The organism is Streptomyces sp. NBC_01264 (genome assembly GCF_026340675.1).
In the GTDB taxonomy this organism is placed as follows: domain Bacteria; phylum Actinomycetota; class Actinomycetes; order Streptomycetales; family Streptomycetaceae; genus Streptomyces.
In genome coordinates this window covers 2,559,865-2,575,187 of record NZ_JAPEOX010000001.1, presented here as the reverse complement: position 1 = coordinate 2,575,187, position 15,323 = coordinate 2,559,865, and the positions used below count along the sequence as shown (strand labels likewise).

Sequence of the window (15,323 nt, the reverse complement as noted above, 5' to 3'; positions counted from 1 at the left end):
CCTTCGGGCGCCGCGGGTTTTTTGGTTGTGCGGGGCCCCGGACCCTGTTTATAGTCAACCTGACTATAAAGAGATTGGGGGGCGCCATGGGATGGCAGACGAGCTGGACCGAGATCCTCGGGTTCGTCACGGGGGCCGCGTGCGTCTGGCTGGTCGCCCGGCAGCACATCGCGAACTGGCCGATCGGCATCGCGAACAACGTCTTCTTCATCGTGCTCTTCGCCCAGTCCGGCCTCTACGCCGACGCCGGGCTGCAGATCGTCTTCATCGCCCTCGCCGCGTACGGCTGGTGGTCCTGGACCCACGGGGGTGGACCAGGAACCACCACGGCCCTGCCGGTGCGCCGCACCACGGCCGCCGAGTGGACCGCGCTGGCCGCGGCGGGGGCGGTGGCGGTGCTCGCCCTGACCCTCCTGCTGAGCCGGGCCACCGACTCCACCGTCCCGTTCTGGGACGCCCTCACGACCGGGCTCTCGCTCGCGGCCACGTACGGCCAGTGCCGCAAGCTCGTCGAGTCCTGGTGGCTGTGGATCGCCGCCGACCTCGTGTACATCCCGCTCTACGCCTACAAGGGGCTCTACCTGACCTCCCTGCTCTACGTCGGCTTCCTCGCCCTGTGCGTGGCCGGACTGCTCGGCTGGCGCCGCGCGCTCCCGGCCCGCGGGGCGACGGCGGGGACTGCGGTGACGGCGTGAAGCGCCACGGCCACGGCCTGGTCCTCGGCAAGTTCTATCCGCCGCACGCCGGCCACCACCACCTGGTGCGCACCGCGCTTGACCAGTGCGAGCGGCTGACCGTACTGGTCTGCGCGGCCTCGGTGGAGTCCGTACCGCTCGCCGACCGGGTCGCCTGGATGCGCGAGGCGCACCCGGGGGCCGAGGTGGTCGGCGCGGTCGACGACATCCCGGTCGACCTGCACGACCCGGCCGTCTGGGAGGCGCACATGGCGATCTTCCGGAGCGCGGTGCGCCGCCCGGTCGACGCCGTCTTCACCTCCGAGGCCTACGGGACCGAACTCGCACGGCGGTTCGGCGCCGAGGAGGTCTGCGTGGACCGGGACCGCACCCTGTTCCCGGTGTCCGGTACGGCCGTACGGGCCGACCCCGTCGGGAACTGGGAGTTCCTGGGGCCCGCCGTACGGGCGGCACTGACCCGGCGGATCGTCGTACTCGGCGCCGAGTCCACCGGCACGACCACGCTGTCGCGGGCCCTGGCCGAGCACTGGCGCGGGCGCGGCGGGGTGTGGGCGAAGACGGGCTGGGTGGCGGAGTACGGCCGGCGGTACAGCGAGGAGCGGCTCGCGGCGGCGCGCGCCGCCGACCCGGCGGCGACCTGGGCCGACGTGAGCTTCGCCCCGGCGGAGTTCCCGGTGATCGCGCGGCGGCAGGACGCGGACGAGGAGCGGGCGGCCCGGCTGGGATCACCGGTGCTCTTCTGCGACACCGACTCCTTCGCCACCGGGATCTGGCACGAGCGGTACACCGGCGTGCGCAGCGCGGAGGTCGAGCGGATCGCCGCCCGGACGGAACGGGACCTGTACCTGCTCACCGACCACGCGGACGTCCCCTTCGAGGAGGACGGGCTGCGCGACGGGGAAGAGCTCCGGCCCTGGATGACCGGGCGGTTCCTGGAGGAGCTGGAACGGACCGGGAAGCGCTTCCTGGTGGTCCGCGGGGACCGGGCGGCGCGGCTGGCGGCGGCGGTCGAGGCCGCCGACGGACTCCTCGCGGAGGGCTGGCGGTTCGCGGATCCGCTCCCGGAGCGGGTGGCCGGGCGGGTGCCCGAGCAGGTGTCCGGGCGGGCGGGGGAGCGGAGCCGATGAATGACACCGGAACCGGACGGGCGCAGGAGTACGACGCGCAGGAGTACGACCCGCACGCCTTCGCACCCTTCGCGGTGACCGTGGACCTCGCCGTCTTCACCGTGCGCGCGGGAGCCCTGCACGTGCTGCTGATCCGGCGCGCGCAGGAACCGTACGCGGGCGCCTGGGCGCTCCCCGGCGGCTTCCTGCTGCCGAGGGAGTCCGCGGAGACGGCGGCCCGGCGCGAACTGGCCGAGGAGACCGGCCTGTCGGCGCAGGTGATCGACGCCCTGCACCTGGACCAGCTGCGCACCTACAGCGAACCGGACCGGGACCCCCGCATGCGGGTGGTCTCGGTGGCCTTCACCGCGCTCGTCCCCGATCTGCCCGAACCGGTGGCCGGGGGCGGCGGAGACGCGGACCGGGCCCGCTGGGTGCCGGTGGCGGAGGCCTGCGAGCCCGCCCTCGGACTGGCCTTCGACCATGCGGAGATCCTCGCGGACGCCCGTTCCCGCGTGGGCTCGAAGCTCGAGTACAGCTGCCTGGCCACCGCCTTCTGCCCGCCCGAGTTCACCCTCGGCGAGCTCCAGGCCGTCTACGAGACCATCTGGGACACCGCCCTGGACCGGCCCAACTTCCGCCGCAAGGTCCTGGCCACGCCCGGCTTCGTCGAGGCCGTGCCAGGAGCTGCCCGGCTCACGGGCGGCCGGGGCAAACCGGCCGCGCTCTACCGGCCCGGACCTGCCAACACCCTGCACCCGCCCCTGCTGCGCCCTTCGGAAGGACACCCGCGATGACGAATACGCCGTCGACACAGCCGACCCCGCCGACACCGCCGGCACCGCCGACCACGGCCACGACGAAGCGGGCCGCCACGGGCTCCCTGATCGGGCTGGCCCTGGGAGACGCCCTGGGCTTCCCGACGGAGTTCAACGACGTGCCCCGGATCCTGGCGAAGACCGGCCCCTGGCGGCAGATGGACCTGCCCCGGCCGGCGATCGTCACGGACGACACCCAGATGACCCTGGCCCTCGCCCGCGGCATACGGACCGCCGCGGAGCGGGGCCGGGTGGGCCCGCTGCGGCTCGCCCGCCCGGTCCGGGAGGAGTTCGTCGACTGGTACCACTCCCCGGAGAACAACCGGGCCCCGGGCAACACCTGCCTGAAGGCCTGCAGCCTCCTGAACCACCCTGAGCGGGACTGGCGCGACGCCAGCCAGCTCGGCTCCAAGGGCTGCGGGGCGAACATGCGGGTGGCTCCGGTCGGGCTGGTGCCGGGCTGGACGGAGGAGGAGCGGGCCGGCGCGGCCCAGCTCCAGTCGGCCCTGACCCACGGCCACCCGACGGCCCTGGCCGCCTCCGACCTCACGGCGCGGGCGGTGTTCCTGCTGGCGCAGGGTACCGAGGTGACCGGCCTGGTCGGGCAGCTGCGCTCGTACGCCCTGGAGAACCGCACCCGCTACCACGAGCGCTGGCTCGGCGACCTCTGGACGCGGACGCCGTCCGACGCCTCGGCCGAGGCCTTCATGGCGCGCGGCTGGGACGAGTGCCTGGAGGTCCTGGACCGCCTCGCGGCGGCCCTGCGCACCCCGTCCCCGGAAACGGACCCCTGCCTGACGACGGGCGAGGGCTGGATCGCCGAGGAGGCCCTGGCCACGGCCCTCCAGTGCTTCCTGCTCTTCCCGGAGGAACCCCTCCTGGCCCTGCGCCGCGCGGCCTGTACCTCGGGCGACTCCGACTCCATCGCCTGCCTGGCCGGCGCCTTCGCCGGCGCCCACCTCGGCGCGGACGTCTGGCCCCGGGACTGGGAGGGCCGCATCGAGTACCGCGACGAGCTCCTCGCCTTCGGCGCCCTCTGGGACGCGTGAGCCGTGCTGAACGCGATGGAGACCGACCTGGCCGACGTCGTCGCCGAGCAGCCGGATCCCGTCCTGGAGCAGCTGCTGTCGCCCCTGGTGGTGCACACGACGCCGGCGCACGAGGAGCTGGTGCCGCAGGCCCCGGCCTGTCTGGCCGGGCTGATCGAGGCCGAGCACGGGGCCGAGCACGGGGCGGCCGCGGGCATCGACGGCGGGCGGGTGGAACGGGACGTCGAGGCCCTGCACGGGGTCCTGGAGGCGGCGCAGGCCGCTTCGCGGCTGCCGGAGCACGTGGACGCCTTCGACGCGCTCGACGAGTTCGTCGTACGGCGGCGGGTGCGCTAGGTCCCGGTCCTCGTTGCCGTCGCGGACGTCCGGCGGGTGCGGAGGAGGAAGGCCTCCACCCGGGGGAGGTCCGGGGATTCGGGGAGGGGAGTCGTGGCGAGGGCGGCTTCGGTCTCCTCCTGGAGGAGGGCCATCCACGCGTCGGTCTCCTCCCAGGTGAGCTCCCCGCGGCGGACCGCGAGGAGGCGGTCGCGGTAGGGGGTCGCGTCGATGACCAGGTCGCCCGTGCGCAGCAGGTCGCGGCAGGACAGGAGCAGGCGCAGCAGGTGCATGGCGTGCTTCCAGCGCGGGGCGCCGTGGTTGCGGAGGTCGCCGAGGAGTTTGCCGCGCTGGGAGACGGCGTACCGGCTGAAGGTGACGTGGGCCCGGCGGGAGAGGAACGCCTCCCGGAGCGAGAGGAGTTCCTCGCCGACCGGGGTGAGGTCCTCCACGAGCGGGGAGTGGAGGACCTCCAGGATGTTCGGGTTGGCGCGCAGCGCGAGCTCGCAGAAGCGCTCCAGCTCCCACGAGAACTGCTCGTCCCGGGGCCCCTCGACGTGCGTCGGCGGCTTCTCGAAGCGCCAGAACAGCGGCGTCGGGGCGAGGTAGACACCGCGCCGGTCGGTGTCGCTCGCCTCCGTCGCCAGGCCGAACGCCCTCGAACCCATCACGCACGAATAGACCGTGTGTTCCCTGACCAGGATGAGTTCGAGCGGCTCGGGCGTCGGCTCGTCGGGTGTCCCGCTGTCGTTCATCCCGCGAGACTAGGCGTGCCCGATCCGGCTAGGCGAGCGAGATTCCGCCCGCCGGGGAAACGGTGATCTTCTTCTCCTCCAGCGGCTTGGTGGCCGGTCCCTTGATGACCGAGCCGTCCGTGGCATTGAACTTGCTGCCGTGGCACGGGCAGTCGATGGTGCCGGCCTCCACCTTGCTGACGAGGCAGCCCTGGTGGGGGCAGACCGCCGTGAAGCAGCGGAAGTCGCCCGCCGTCGGCTGGGTGACGACCAGCTTCTCGGCCTTGAGGACCGTGCCGCCGCCGACCGGCACCTCCAAGGACTTGATCAGGGCATTGGCGTCACCGGCGGGAGCCGAGGACGAGGCGGACGCGGAGTTCTGCGTGGTGGGGGCGCTGCCGCCCTCGGACGCGGGCTTGGTCCCGTCGGTTTCGCCGCACGCGGTCAGCACGCCGCCTGCCAGGACGCTCGCGCCGGCCGCCAGTACCGTGCGCCGGGCGGCGCGGGTGGGGTCGCTCATGTCTTCTCCTCGGGTGATCGCCGGGGTGGCGAGAGGCATCCTGGCGCGTGACGGGCCTCAGGGACACCCCGCCACGCCTTGACTCAGCCCTCCGACGGCCACGGAACGAGTTCCGCGGGCGCACCGGGGGCGCGTACCACCTCCCACACGCGCACCACGGAGTCCCGGTTCAACGGTCCGTGGACGTGCGGGTAGCGCAGGCCCGCTTCACCCTCCCGGCGGACCTCGGAGGTGAGGGCGCGCTCGTCGAGTTCCACGGCGAGCAGGGTCCCGCGCACGCCCGCGTAGTGCGCGGCGGCGATCGCGAGCACCGTCTCCGGATCCGCCGAACAGTGCACGAAACCCTCGGATTCGAGGGAGGCCGGGGCGTACGGGAGTGCCGGATCGGCGGTCCAGTCGGCGAGCGGTACGAGGTGGAAGATCATGCCGATCGTTCTACCTCAGTCGGTGCGCGGCTCTGCGCCAAGTGGCAGATGCGCCCGGATTGGGCGACATTGTCCGTATCTCGAAAGCCGGGTACGCCGTTTTCCGCGCGCCCGGTCCCTCTTCGAAAGGCATCACCATGGCGGGCAATGACCTCGGCTCCCTCCTCGGCGGTCTCCTCGGCGGCGCCGGCGGGCAGGGCGGCGGCGGCAACATCCTCGGCTCCCTCCTCGGCGCCCTCATGGGCGGCGGCGGTGCCGGTGGCGCCCAGGCGGCCGGAGGCGCCGGGAACAACCCGCTCGGCGGGCTGCTGGACATGCTGACCAAGTCCGGTCTGACCGACCAGGCGCAGTCCTGGGTCGGCACCGGCGAGAACCAGCCGGTCAGCGGCGCGGAGATCGCCAAGGCCCTGCCGGACGACACCCTGGCCAAGGTCGCCGAGCAGGCGGGCGTCACCCCCCAGGTGGCCGCCGACCAGATCGCGCAGTCGCTCCCGCAGGCCGTGGACAAGCTGACCCCCGAGGGCGCGGTGCCGAGCGGCTCGCTGGAGGACATCATCAAGCAGCAGGGCCTCTGACCGAGTCCCCGAGCGGGTCCCCGAGCGAGGCTCGGAGTGGGGCTCGAAGCGAGGCTCCGAGTGACCCTCTGAGCGACCCCGGTCCTCCCGGAGACTTTCCGAGGACCCGGCGTCCCGTCCCAGCGGACGGGACGCCGGGTCCTCGCGCCGTTCCCGCTGGCTACCCTGAGGCAGGCACCGCCGAACCGCACCCCTGTACACCTGGAGAGCACCCCGTGAGAACCGCCGTCGTCATCGGAACCGGACTGATCGGAACCTCGGCGGCGCTCGCCCTGGCCGCCCGCGGCATCGCCGTCCACCTGTCCGACCGCGATCAGGGGCAGGCCCGTACGGCCGCCGCTCTGGGCGCCGGCACGGAGGAGCCCCTCCAGGGCAAGGCCGACCTCGCGATCATCGCCGTACCGCCCGCCCACGTGGCCGCGGCCCTCGCCGACGCCATAGGGCGGGACCTGGCCCGTGCCTACGTGGACGTGGCCAGCGTCAAGGGCGGACCGCGCCGGGAGCTGGACGCGCTCGGCGTGGACACCACGGCGTACATCGGCACCCACCCGATGGCGGGCAAGGAACAGTCCGGACCGCTCGCCGCCTCCGCCGACCTCTTCGAGGGCCGGCCCTGGGTGCTGACGCCGACCCGGGAGACCGACCACGAGGTGCTCAACCTGGCGCTGGAGCTGGTGGCGCTGTGCCGGGCCGTCCCGGTGGTCATGGACGCCGACGCGCACGACAGGGCCGTCGCGCTGGTCTCCCACACCCCGCAGCTCGTCTCCAGCATGGTCGCGGCCCGGTTGGAGGAGGCCGACGAGACCGCGGTGCGGCTGTGCGGGCAGGGCATCCGCGACGTGACCAGGATCGCCGCCTCCGACCCGCGGATGTGGGTCGAGATCCTCTCGGCCAACCCGGGACCCGTGGCGGACGTGCTCGCCGGGATCGCCGCGGACCTGGAGGAGACCGTGGAAGCCCTGCGCGGCCTGCAGTCGGCCGACGAGGACAAGCGCCGGGGCGGGGCCGCCGGCATCGAGGACGTACTGCGCCGCGGCAACGCGGGGCGGGTCCGGGTCCCGGGCAAGCACGGGGCCGCGCCGACGGTCTACGAGACCGTGGCCGTCCTCATCTCCGACCAGCCGGGCGAGCTCGCCCGGATCTTCGCCGACGCCGGCCGGGCCGGGGTCAACATCGAGGACGTGCGGATCGAGCACGCGACCGGGCAGCAGGCCGGTCTGGTCCAGCTGATGGTCGAACCCCGGGCCGTGGCCGGCCTCCAGGCCGAGCTGCGCGAGCGCGGCTGGGCGCTGCGCCAGCCGTAGGGCCTCCGGGGGGCGGGCCGGATCCGGCCCGGGGCCCCCCCGCCCCTGCTCCGGGCCCGCCCGCCGACGCCCCGGCGGGCGGCGGCGAAAAGCCCGGTAACCTGGAGGAGGGGCGCTATTGGCGCGCCCGGACACGTACGCGCAACCAGGAAGGTGCCCGCACCGTGGAAACCGCAGCTCCGACCGCCGTGATCGTCGCCATCGACGGTCCCTCCGGCACGGGCAAGTCCAGCACTTCCAAGGCCGTGGCCGCCAAGCTCGGGCTGCGCTACCTGGACACCGGTGCCCAGTACCGGGCCATCACCTGGTGGATGATCACCAACGGGATCGACACCGAGGACCCGCAGGCGATCGCCCTCGCGGCGGGCAAGCCCGTCATCGTGTCCGGCACCGACCCGTCCGCCCCCACGATCACCGTCGACGGCCAGGACGCCTCCGGCCCGATCCGGACCCAGGAGGTCACCTCCAAGGTCAGCGCCGTGAGCGCCGTACCCGAGGTGCGCACCCTGATCACCGAGCTCCAGCGCTCCATCGCCGCCGAGGCGGCCGACGAAGCCGAGGGCATCGTCGTCGAGGGCAGGGACATCGGCACCACCGTGCTGCCCGACGCCGACCTGAAGATCTTCCTCACCGCTTCCGCCGAGGCCCGCGCGGCCCGCCGCAGCGGAGAGCTGCGGGGCAAGGAGGCCGCGGACCTCGCGGCCACCAAGGAAGCGCTGATCAAGCGCGACGCCGCCGACTCCGGCCGCAAGACCTCCCCACTGGCCAAGGCCGGAGACGCGGTCGAGGTGGACACCACCGAGCTCACGCTCGACCGGGTCATCGAGTGCGTGGTGACCCTGGTGGAAGAGAAGCGGGCGGGGCGCTCGTGAGCGATACGCCCTCCCTCAAGGGTGCGGCGGTCGGCCGGCGGATCGGCATCGGGCTCATGTACGGCCTCTGGAAGCCGCGCGTGCTGGGGGCCTGGAAGGTCCCCGCCACCGGCCCCGTCATCCTGGCCGTGAACCACTCCCACAACATCGACGGCCCCATGGTCATGGGCACCGCACCGCGGCCGCTGCACTTCCTGATCAAGAAGGAGGCGTACGTCGGCCCGCTCGGCCCCTTCCTCGAAGGGATCGGGCAGGTGAAGGTGGACCGCTCCGGCGCCGACCGGGGCGCCATCAGCCGTGCGCTGGGCGTCCTGGAGAACGGCGGAGCCCTGGGGATCTTCCCCGAGGGCACCCGGGGCGAGGGCGACTTCGCCTCGCTGCGCGCGGGACTCGCGTACTTCGCGGTCCGCTCCGGCGCCCCCGTAGTGCCGGTCGCCGTACTGGGCAGCACCGAGCGCGCGGGTCGCGTCGTCAAGGCGCTGCCGCGACTGAGGAGCAGGGTCGACATCGTCTTCGGCGATGCCTTCGACGCCGGGGACGGCAGTGGCCGCCGTACCCGTACCGCGCTGGACCAGGCCACCGTACGCATCCAGGACCGGCTGACCGCCCACCTGACCGACGCCAAGCGCCTCACCGGGCGCTGAGCGAGACTTGACCTAGTAGTGGAACCGCGCTGCGCGGGCCCCACCGATCACCACGAACGACGAGGAACGGACTTCATGAACGACCAGCAAGACCACGGAGCACTTGGCGATGCCGAGTACGCGGAGTTCATGGAGCTCGCCGCGGAAGAGGGCTTCGACATCGAGGACGTCGAGGGCGCTCTCCAGGAAGCCGGCCACGGCCCGCTCCCGGTCCTCGCCGTCGTCGGCCGCCCGAACGTCGGCAAGTCGACCCTGGTGAACCGGATCATCGGCCGCCGCGAGGCGGTCGTCGAGGACAAGCCCGGCGTCACCCGCGACCGCGTCACCTACGAGGCCGAGTGGGCCGGCCGCCGCTTCAAGGTCGTCGACACCGGCGGCTGGGAGCAGGACGTCCTCGGCATCGACGCCTCCGTCGCCGCCCAGGCCGAGTACGCCATCGAGGCCTGTGACGCGGTCGTCTTCGTCGTGGACGCCAAGGTCGGCGCCACCGACACCGACGAGGCCGTCGTCCGCCTGCTGCGCAAGGCCGGCAAGCCCGTCGTCCTGTGCGCCAACAAGGTCGACGGCCAGAGCGGCGAGTCCGACGCGGCCTCGCTGTGGTCCCTGGGCCTCGGCTACCCGCACCCGGTCTCCTCCCTGCACGGCCGCGGCACCGGCGACATGCTCGACGCCGTCCTGGAAGCCCTGCCCGAGGCCCCCGAGCAGACCTTCGGCACCGCCGTCGGCGGTCCGCGCCGGATCGCGCTCATCGGCCGCCCGAACGTCGGCAAGTCCTCCCTCCTGAACAAGGTCGCCAAGGAGGACCGCGTCGTCGTCAACGAGATGGCCGGCACCACCCGCGACCCGGTCGACGAGCTGATCCAGCTCGGCGGGGTCGTCTGGAAGTTCATCGACACCGCGGGCATCCGCAAGAAGGTCCACCTCCAGCAGGGCGCGGACTACTACGCCTCGCTGCGCACGGCCGCCGCCGTGGAGAAGGCGGAGGTCGCGGTCATCCTGATCGATACGACCGAGAACATCTCCGTCCAGGACCAGCGCATCATCACCATGGCCGTCGAGGCGGGCCGCGCGATCGTGATCGCGTACAACAAGTGGGACAACCTCGACGAGGAGCGCCGCTACTACCTCGAGCGCGAGATCGAGACCGAGATGCAGCAGGTCGCCTGGGCGCCCCGGGTGAACGTCTCGGCGCTCACCGGCCGCCACATGGAGAAGCTGGTCCCGGCCATCGAGACCGCGCTCGCCGGCTGGGAGACGCGCATCCCGACCGGCCGTCTGAACGCCTTCCTCGGCGAGGTCGTCGCCGCCCACCCGCACCCGATCCGTGGCGGCAAGCAGCCGCGCATCCTGTTCGGTACGCAGGCGGGCAGCAAGCCGCCGCGGTTCGTCCTCTTCGCCTCGGGCTTCCTGGAGCACGGCTACCGCCGCTTCATCGAGCGCCGCCTGCGCGAGGAGTTCGGCTTCGAGGGGACCCCGATCCACATCTCGGTCCGCGTCCGCGAGAAGCGCGGTGCGCAGCACAAGCGCAAGATGTAGTGGCGGTTCGGTAGGACCTGCCGGGGCTAGTAGCCCCGGCGCGGAGCGGGCGGCAGGGCCGCCGGGATGTGCTGCATCCCGGTCTGGTGCTGCCGCCCGCTCGCGTATCCGGCTCCGGCGTACGAGTACTGCGGCTGCGGTTCGGGGGAGGGCTGCCAGGCGTCCGCCTGCTGCCCGGCGTGCTGCGCCGCGTGCTGTCCCGCCGGCTGCCATGAGGAACCGTTCCAGCCGCTCCCGTAGGAGCTCGCGGAGCCCGGGGCGGATCCGCTGCCGTACCCGACCGCGCCGCTGCCGTACGCGCCGGTGTAGGGGCCCCCGTACGAGAACGCCGTGAAGCCGAGGTCCTCCTCGCCCGTGCGGTCGCCGGGCAGGGCCCGGAAGGCGCGCAGGTACTCCGAGTACAGCGTGTCGTAGATCGGGGTGTGCGAGGCGGCCGGAGAGCTTCCCAGCTCCCGTACGGGGCGCATCGGGGGGACGCTGCTCGGATAGGACGGGGCGCGGGAGACATCGTAGGAATGCACGTATCAGCCAACGAAACCGGCGCCCCACGGATGCGGGGTCGCGGGGCGGAAAACGCAGATCGCCGGGGGTGCGCGGGACGGACCGCGCACCCCCGGCGCACACCGTCCGGCCCCCTTGGCGGGGGTCGGACGGCCGTTTCGGGGACGGAAGGAAGAGCGGGGGCGGGACGGGCCGGGGGAGCCCCGGGAATCCGGGGCTCAGGCCCGCCCGGAGTGCCCGGAGCGCCCGGGGCTCAGGCGCCCGGGTTGCCCGCCAGCGGCATCGAGGCGGCGACCAGCTTGCCGTTGCGGGCCGCCTTGTCCAGGGCGTCGCGCAGCAGGTCCTCGCGGGGCTGCTGGCCGATGGTGCCGACGGGAGCGGCGTACACCAGGACGCGCTGCGTCTTGTTGACGGCGGCCCGCCAGCCGTCGGTGACCGACAGTGGCCGGTGCGCCTGCCACCAGGCGATCTGACCGGGCTGGAGCACCGAGTGCAGCTGGCCAGCGGCGAGCAGGATCGACCAGCCGCTCAGGGCCTGCGGGACCTCCTCGGTGTCGGTCATCGGGATGAACCCCTGCTCGATGAGGAGCGGGAGGAAGTCGTCGCCGGGGCCGGTGGTGCCGGGGCGTGCGATGGGCGCGGTCGGCTCCACCACGAGGGCGGGGTGCAGCTCCCCGTTGATCAGGATCAGGCCGCTGGTGATGCCGAGGACGGCCTGGCCGCCGGGCACGGACTGCGGTACGTCGCCCGCGGGGGCCGACGGGGCGGGGCTGTCGCCGGTGATGGAGCGGACGGCGCCCTGGAGGTCCGCCTCGGGGACGGAGACGACCTGGGAGGGGATGCAGCCCGCGTGGGCGAAGGCCAGGACGGCCGTCTCGTCGCCGACGAACAGCACGGTGCTGGTCTGCTCGCGCTCGGAGTCCCCGGGGGTGCGGCAGGAAGTGCAGTCGTAGCTGCCCGGGGATCCGTCACCCGCGAGCAGCCGCTCGGCCTCCTCGTCGCCGATCTCGGCACGTACCTCATCACTGACTTCGAGCATGCGCGGCACGGGGTGGCTCCTCGGACTAGGCGTGCGGGGCCGGGGGGTTCCGGCTCGCCGGGCTCAACGGGGGAGTGGCGGCCGGGGTCACGCCGTTTGAGGGAACGGAATCGAACCGGACCCCCGAAGGAGTGAACGGTCCGACAGGGCCGTTGTTTTCGTGCCAACTGTTTTTTGGTTGTGCGCAGTTGATGGCCGGTGCTGGTCGTTTGGGCGGTGGGCCGAGCGGGTGGGGGCGCGCGGGGCGCGGTGTGGCGAGCGCGGGGGGTGGTACGGGGCTGCGTAGCGTGACGCGATGCGCAACTTCGGGGTTCCGGGTGGGGTGGGCGCGGTGGCGGTGGCGGTGGCGGGGGCTGTGGCGCTGGTGCTCCTCGTGCCGGTGTCGACGTCGGCATCGGCCTCTGTGGTCGCAGCGCCGCCTCCGCCGCGGCCCGGGGCGCCCGGTCGGGCCGTGGACTGCGGGCCCGGCGGGCAGTGGCCCTGGGACTGCGTGGCCGACTGCGAGAGCGGGGGCCGCTGGGCGGTGAACACCGGGAACGGCTTCTACGGCGGGCTGCAGTTCTGGCAGCCGACGTGGGAGGAGCACGGGGGGCTGGCCTTCGCGCCGAGGGCGGACCTCGCCACCCGGGAACAGCAGATCCGGGTGGGGGAGGAACTGCTGGGGAGCCAGGGCTGGGAGGCGTGGCCCGTCTGCGCGAAGCGGTACGGGCTGGCGGGGCGGATGCACGTGGTGCGGGGCGGGGACACGTTGGCGGGGATCGCGCGGAGGCATCGGGTGCGGGGTGGGTGGGAGGCGCTCTATGCGGCGAACCGGGGGGTGATCGGGGCGCGGCCGGGGGTGTTGCGGATCGGGACGCTGCTGAGGCTGCCGCCTGTGGGGGAGGAGGTGGCCGCGCCGGTGGCGCCGCCGGTGTCGCCGGCTCCGGCCGCGGGGGTGTCGCCGCCCCCGGTGTCGCCGGCTCCGGCCGTGCCGTCGCCTTCGGCGTCGTCGGCTGCGCCGTCCCGGGTGGAGCCGTCCGTCGGCCCCGGCCCGGTGGGGGCGCGGGCGTAGCGGGCCGCCGGGCCTGTGGGGGTGGGTGGGCCCTGCGGGGCTGTCCCCTACCCGCCCTTCCACCGTTCCCAGGGCTCCGCCCTGACCCGCGCCTCAAACGCCGGCGGGGCTGGAGGAGGCCCCTGGGCTCGGCCCGGATCTGGTTCTCGAGCGCCGGCGGGGCTGGAGGAGGCCCCTGGGCTCGGCCCGGACCCGGTCCCCAGACGCCGGACCGGCTGAAATGGCGTTCCGCGCCGTCCGGCCGAGGCCGGGCACATTCAGCACCGCCGGCGTTTGAGCCGCGGGGTCCGGGGTGCAGCCCCGGGGAACGGGCGAAGGGCGGGTAGGGGACTGCATCGCGGGGACCACCCACCCGCACCGGCCCTCCGTGCGGAGGGGTCAGGCAGGGTGGCCGATCACCGGGTCGTGGTCGGGGGAGGGCTGGGCCGGGATACGGGCGCCCGTGGGTGCCGACAGGGGCGACGGCTCGGGGCCCGGCTGTACCGGGAGGCGGGCGGGGACAGCCTCCGCGTCCGCGCACTCCATCGCGCGGGGGAGCTTCAGGGCCATCGCGGCGCCCGCCAGGAGGAGGGCCGCGCTGACGAGGAGGGTCACGTGGAGGCCGTGGACGAAGGAGTGGCGGGCGGCCGAGAAGAGGGATTCGCCGGCCGGGCCGCCGAGGCGGGCCGCGATCTGGTAGGCCTCGCCCAGGGAGTGGGAGGCGCCGGTGGAGTCGGCTTCCGAGACCCCGGGGACCGAGGTCAGGCCCGGTGCGTAGGCGGCGTTCATCACGCTGCCCAGCAGCGCGATGCCCATGCCGGCGCCGAGCTGGTAGGAGGTCTCCCCGATCGAGGCGGCGCCGCCGGCCGTCGCGGCCGGAGCCTCGCTCAGCATGGATTCGTAGGCCGCGAAGAGCGTGGTCTGGAGGCCGAAGCCGAGCAGGACGAAGCCCACCGTCAGGAGGACCGGGCGGTCGTGCTGGCCCATGAAGGTCAGGAGCAGGACCGCGCCGGCGGTCAGGACGAAGCCCAGCGAGACCATCCTGCGCGGGCCGGTCCGGGCCAGCGTGTACGAGCCGGTCGCGCCCGCGGCCATCGCGGCGAAGGTGAGCGGCAGCAGGCGCAGCCCGGTCTCCAGGGGGCTCAGGTGCAGCACGAGCTGGAGGTACTGGACGGCGATCAGTTCCAGGCCGACCAGTGCCAGCATGGCCAGCACGATGCAGCCCACGGAGGTGGTGAAGGCAGGGCGGGAGAACATCCGCATGTCGATCAGCGGGTGCGCGCGGCGCTTCTGGCGCCGTACGAAGAGGATCAGGAGCGCGGCTCCGACCAGCAGCGGGACCAGTGCCTGCGGGTCGGCGAGCTGGCGCTCCGCGCCGAGGCGCTTGACCCCGAGGACCGCGCCGAGCACGCCGGCGGCGGCCATGAGCGCGCCGAGCACGTCCCAGGGACCGTCGGTGGAGCCCTTGGACTCGGGCAGCAGCCACCGTCCCAGCGGCAGGATCATGATCATGAGCGGGATGTTGATGAGGAAGACCGAGCCCCACCAGAAGTGCTGGACCAGGAAGCCGCCGAGGACGGGGCCGCCGGCCGCGCCGACGGCGGCCACGGCGGTCCAGATGCCGATGGCCAGGGCCCGCTCGCGCCGGTCGGGGAAGACCTGGCGCAGGATCGACAGGGTGGCGGGCATGATCATCGCGCCGCCGACGCCCAGCAGGGCCCGGGCGGCGATCAGGACCTGGGCGTTGTCGGCGAGGGCGGCCAGGGCCGAGGCCGCGCCGAAGAGCCCGTAGCCGAGGAGCAGGACGCGGCGGCGGCCCACGCGGTCACCGAGGGTGCCGAAGAGGATGAGGAGGGCGGCGCAGACCAGCGGGTAGGCGTCGACGATCCAGAGGAGTTCCATCGGGCCGGGGCGCAGGTCCTCGGTGACGGAGGGGACGGCCACGTGCAGGATCGTCGCGTCGAGCGCGACGAGCACCAGGCTCACGCACAGGACCGCCAGGACGGCCCAGCGGTTGGCCCCGCCGCAGGACGCGCCGAGTCGCCGCAGTCGCTGCCAGGGGGAAGGCTTCCTGTCGCCGGTCACGTTCGTCCCCGACATGCATGTACCTCCCAGGTGATCCCTCGCACTCGGCGGACCAGCGTGCTTCGGGCGCCACGG

The 15,323-nt window shown here is 73.6% G+C and carries 17 protein-coding genes; 11 read left to right on the top strand and 6 right to left on the bottom strand.

Features of this window, described 5'->3' with window-relative positions; translation table 11 throughout:
* The first annotated feature begins 86 nt into the window (after positions 1-86).
* Genes pnuC through OG435_RS11760 form a run of 5 tightly spaced genes read left to right on the top strand, consistent with a single transcriptional unit; the run spans position 87 to position 4,004 of the window.
* On the top strand, positions 87-695 hold the full coding sequence (pnuC, locus tag OG435_RS11780) for a nicotinamide riboside transporter PnuC (RefSeq protein WP_266876776.1): 609 nt from the start codon (positions 87-89) through the stop codon (positions 693-695).
* Positions 692-1,822, top strand: coding sequence for an AAA family ATPase (locus OG435_RS11775; protein ID WP_266876775.1), 1,131 nt, complete (start codon positions 692-694; stop codon positions 1,820-1,822). The genes pnuC and OG435_RS11775 overlap by 4 nt, the downstream gene beginning before the upstream one ends.
* Positions 1,819-2,598 (top strand): NUDIX hydrolase, encoded by a 780-nt coding sequence (locus OG435_RS11770; protein WP_266876774.1) that lies wholly within the window; start codon positions 1,819-1,821, stop codon positions 2,596-2,598. The genes OG435_RS11775 and OG435_RS11770 overlap by 4 nt, the downstream gene beginning before the upstream one ends.
* Positions 2,595-3,668 carry an ADP-ribosylglycohydrolase family protein gene (locus OG435_RS11765; protein ID WP_266876773.1) on the top strand — a complete coding sequence of 358 codons (1,074 nt, stop codon included), beginning with the start codon at positions 2,595-2,597 and terminating at the stop codon, positions 3,666-3,668. The genes OG435_RS11770 and OG435_RS11765 overlap by 4 nt, the downstream gene beginning before the upstream one ends.
* 3 nt (positions 3,669-3,671) lie before the next feature.
* Positions 3,672-4,004 (top strand): hypothetical protein, encoded by a 333-nt coding sequence (locus tag OG435_RS11760; RefSeq protein WP_430625613.1) that lies wholly within the window; start codon positions 3,672-3,674, stop codon positions 4,002-4,004.
* Here OG435_RS11760 and OG435_RS11755 read toward each other — a convergent pair.
* The 3 genes from OG435_RS11755 to OG435_RS11745 form a co-directional block, all read right to left on the bottom strand.
* Positions 4,001-4,738: a nucleotidyltransferase domain-containing protein gene (locus OG435_RS11755; protein WP_266876772.1), complete on the bottom strand. Its 738-nt coding sequence runs from the start codon at positions 4,736-4,738 to the stop codon at positions 4,001-4,003. The genes OG435_RS11760 and OG435_RS11755 overlap by 4 nt on opposite strands.
* A gap of 28 nt (positions 4,739-4,766) precedes the next feature.
* Positions 4,767-5,237, bottom strand: coding sequence for a Rieske (2Fe-2S) protein (locus tag OG435_RS11750; protein ID WP_266876771.1), 471 nt, complete (start codon positions 5,235-5,237; stop codon positions 4,767-4,769).
* 83 nt (positions 5,238-5,320) lie between these two features.
* The gene (locus OG435_RS11745) at positions 5,321-5,662 is read right to left on the bottom strand and encodes a DUF952 domain-containing protein (protein ID WP_266876770.1); all 342 of its coding nucleotides are present in this window, start codon (positions 5,660-5,662) and stop codon (positions 5,321-5,323) included.
* Between the two features lie 137 nt (positions 5,663-5,799).
* Between OG435_RS11745 and OG435_RS11740 the strand changes: the two genes are divergently transcribed.
* The 5 genes from OG435_RS11740 to der all read left to right on the top strand — a co-directional run bounded on the left by OG435_RS11740 (position 5,800) and on the right by der (position 10,593).
* Positions 5,800-6,237 carry a YidB family protein gene (locus OG435_RS11740; protein WP_266876769.1) on the top strand — a complete coding sequence of 146 codons (438 nt, stop codon included), beginning with the start codon at positions 5,800-5,802 and terminating at the stop codon, positions 6,235-6,237.
* Between the two features lie 215 nt (positions 6,238-6,452).
* Positions 6,453-7,541, top strand: coding sequence for a prephenate dehydrogenase (locus tag OG435_RS11735; protein ID WP_266876768.1), 1,089 nt, complete (start codon positions 6,453-6,455; stop codon positions 7,539-7,541).
* Positions 7,542-7,705: 164 nt separating this feature from the next.
* Positions 7,706-8,413: a (d)CMP kinase gene (cmk, locus tag OG435_RS11730; RefSeq protein ID WP_266876767.1), complete on the top strand. Its 708-nt coding sequence runs from the start codon at positions 7,706-7,708 to the stop codon at positions 8,411-8,413.
* Entirely contained in the window at positions 8,410-9,057 is a 648-nt protein-coding gene (locus tag OG435_RS11725; protein ID WP_266876766.1) for a lysophospholipid acyltransferase family protein, read from the top strand. The genes cmk and OG435_RS11725 overlap by 4 nt, the downstream gene beginning before the upstream one ends.
* 75 nt (positions 9,058-9,132) lie before the next feature.
* Positions 9,133-10,593 (top strand): ribosome biogenesis GTPase Der, encoded by a 1,461-nt coding sequence (gene der / locus OG435_RS11720; RefSeq protein ID WP_266876765.1) that lies wholly within the window; start codon positions 9,133-9,135, stop codon positions 10,591-10,593.
* Between the two features lie 26 nt (positions 10,594-10,619).
* Here der and OG435_RS11715 read toward each other — a convergent pair whose 3' ends face one another.
* On the bottom strand, positions 10,620-11,114 hold the full coding sequence (locus OG435_RS11715) for a hypothetical protein (protein WP_430625612.1): 495 nt from the start codon (positions 11,112-11,114) through the stop codon (positions 10,620-10,622).
* 233 nt (positions 11,115-11,347) lie between these two features.
* Complete coding sequence (locus tag OG435_RS11710) at positions 11,348-12,142, bottom strand: hypothetical protein (protein WP_266876763.1); 795 nt, start codon at positions 12,140-12,142, stop codon at positions 11,348-11,350.
* Between the two features lie 286 nt (positions 12,143-12,428).
* Here OG435_RS11710 and OG435_RS50110 point away from each other — a divergent pair, with 286 nt between their 5' ends.
* A complete protein-coding gene (locus OG435_RS50110; RefSeq protein ID WP_323187818.1) occupies positions 12,429-13,184 on the top strand; it encodes a transglycosylase family protein in 756 nt (251 codons plus the stop codon).
* A gap of 378 nt (positions 13,185-13,562) precedes the next feature.
* Here the strand turns inward: OG435_RS50110 and OG435_RS11695 are convergent, their stop codons facing one another.
* Positions 13,563-15,263 (bottom strand): MFS transporter, encoded by a 1,701-nt coding sequence (locus OG435_RS11695; RefSeq protein ID WP_266876762.1) that lies wholly within the window; start codon positions 15,261-15,263, stop codon positions 13,563-13,565.
* Between the last annotated feature and the right edge of the window lie 60 nt (positions 15,264-15,323).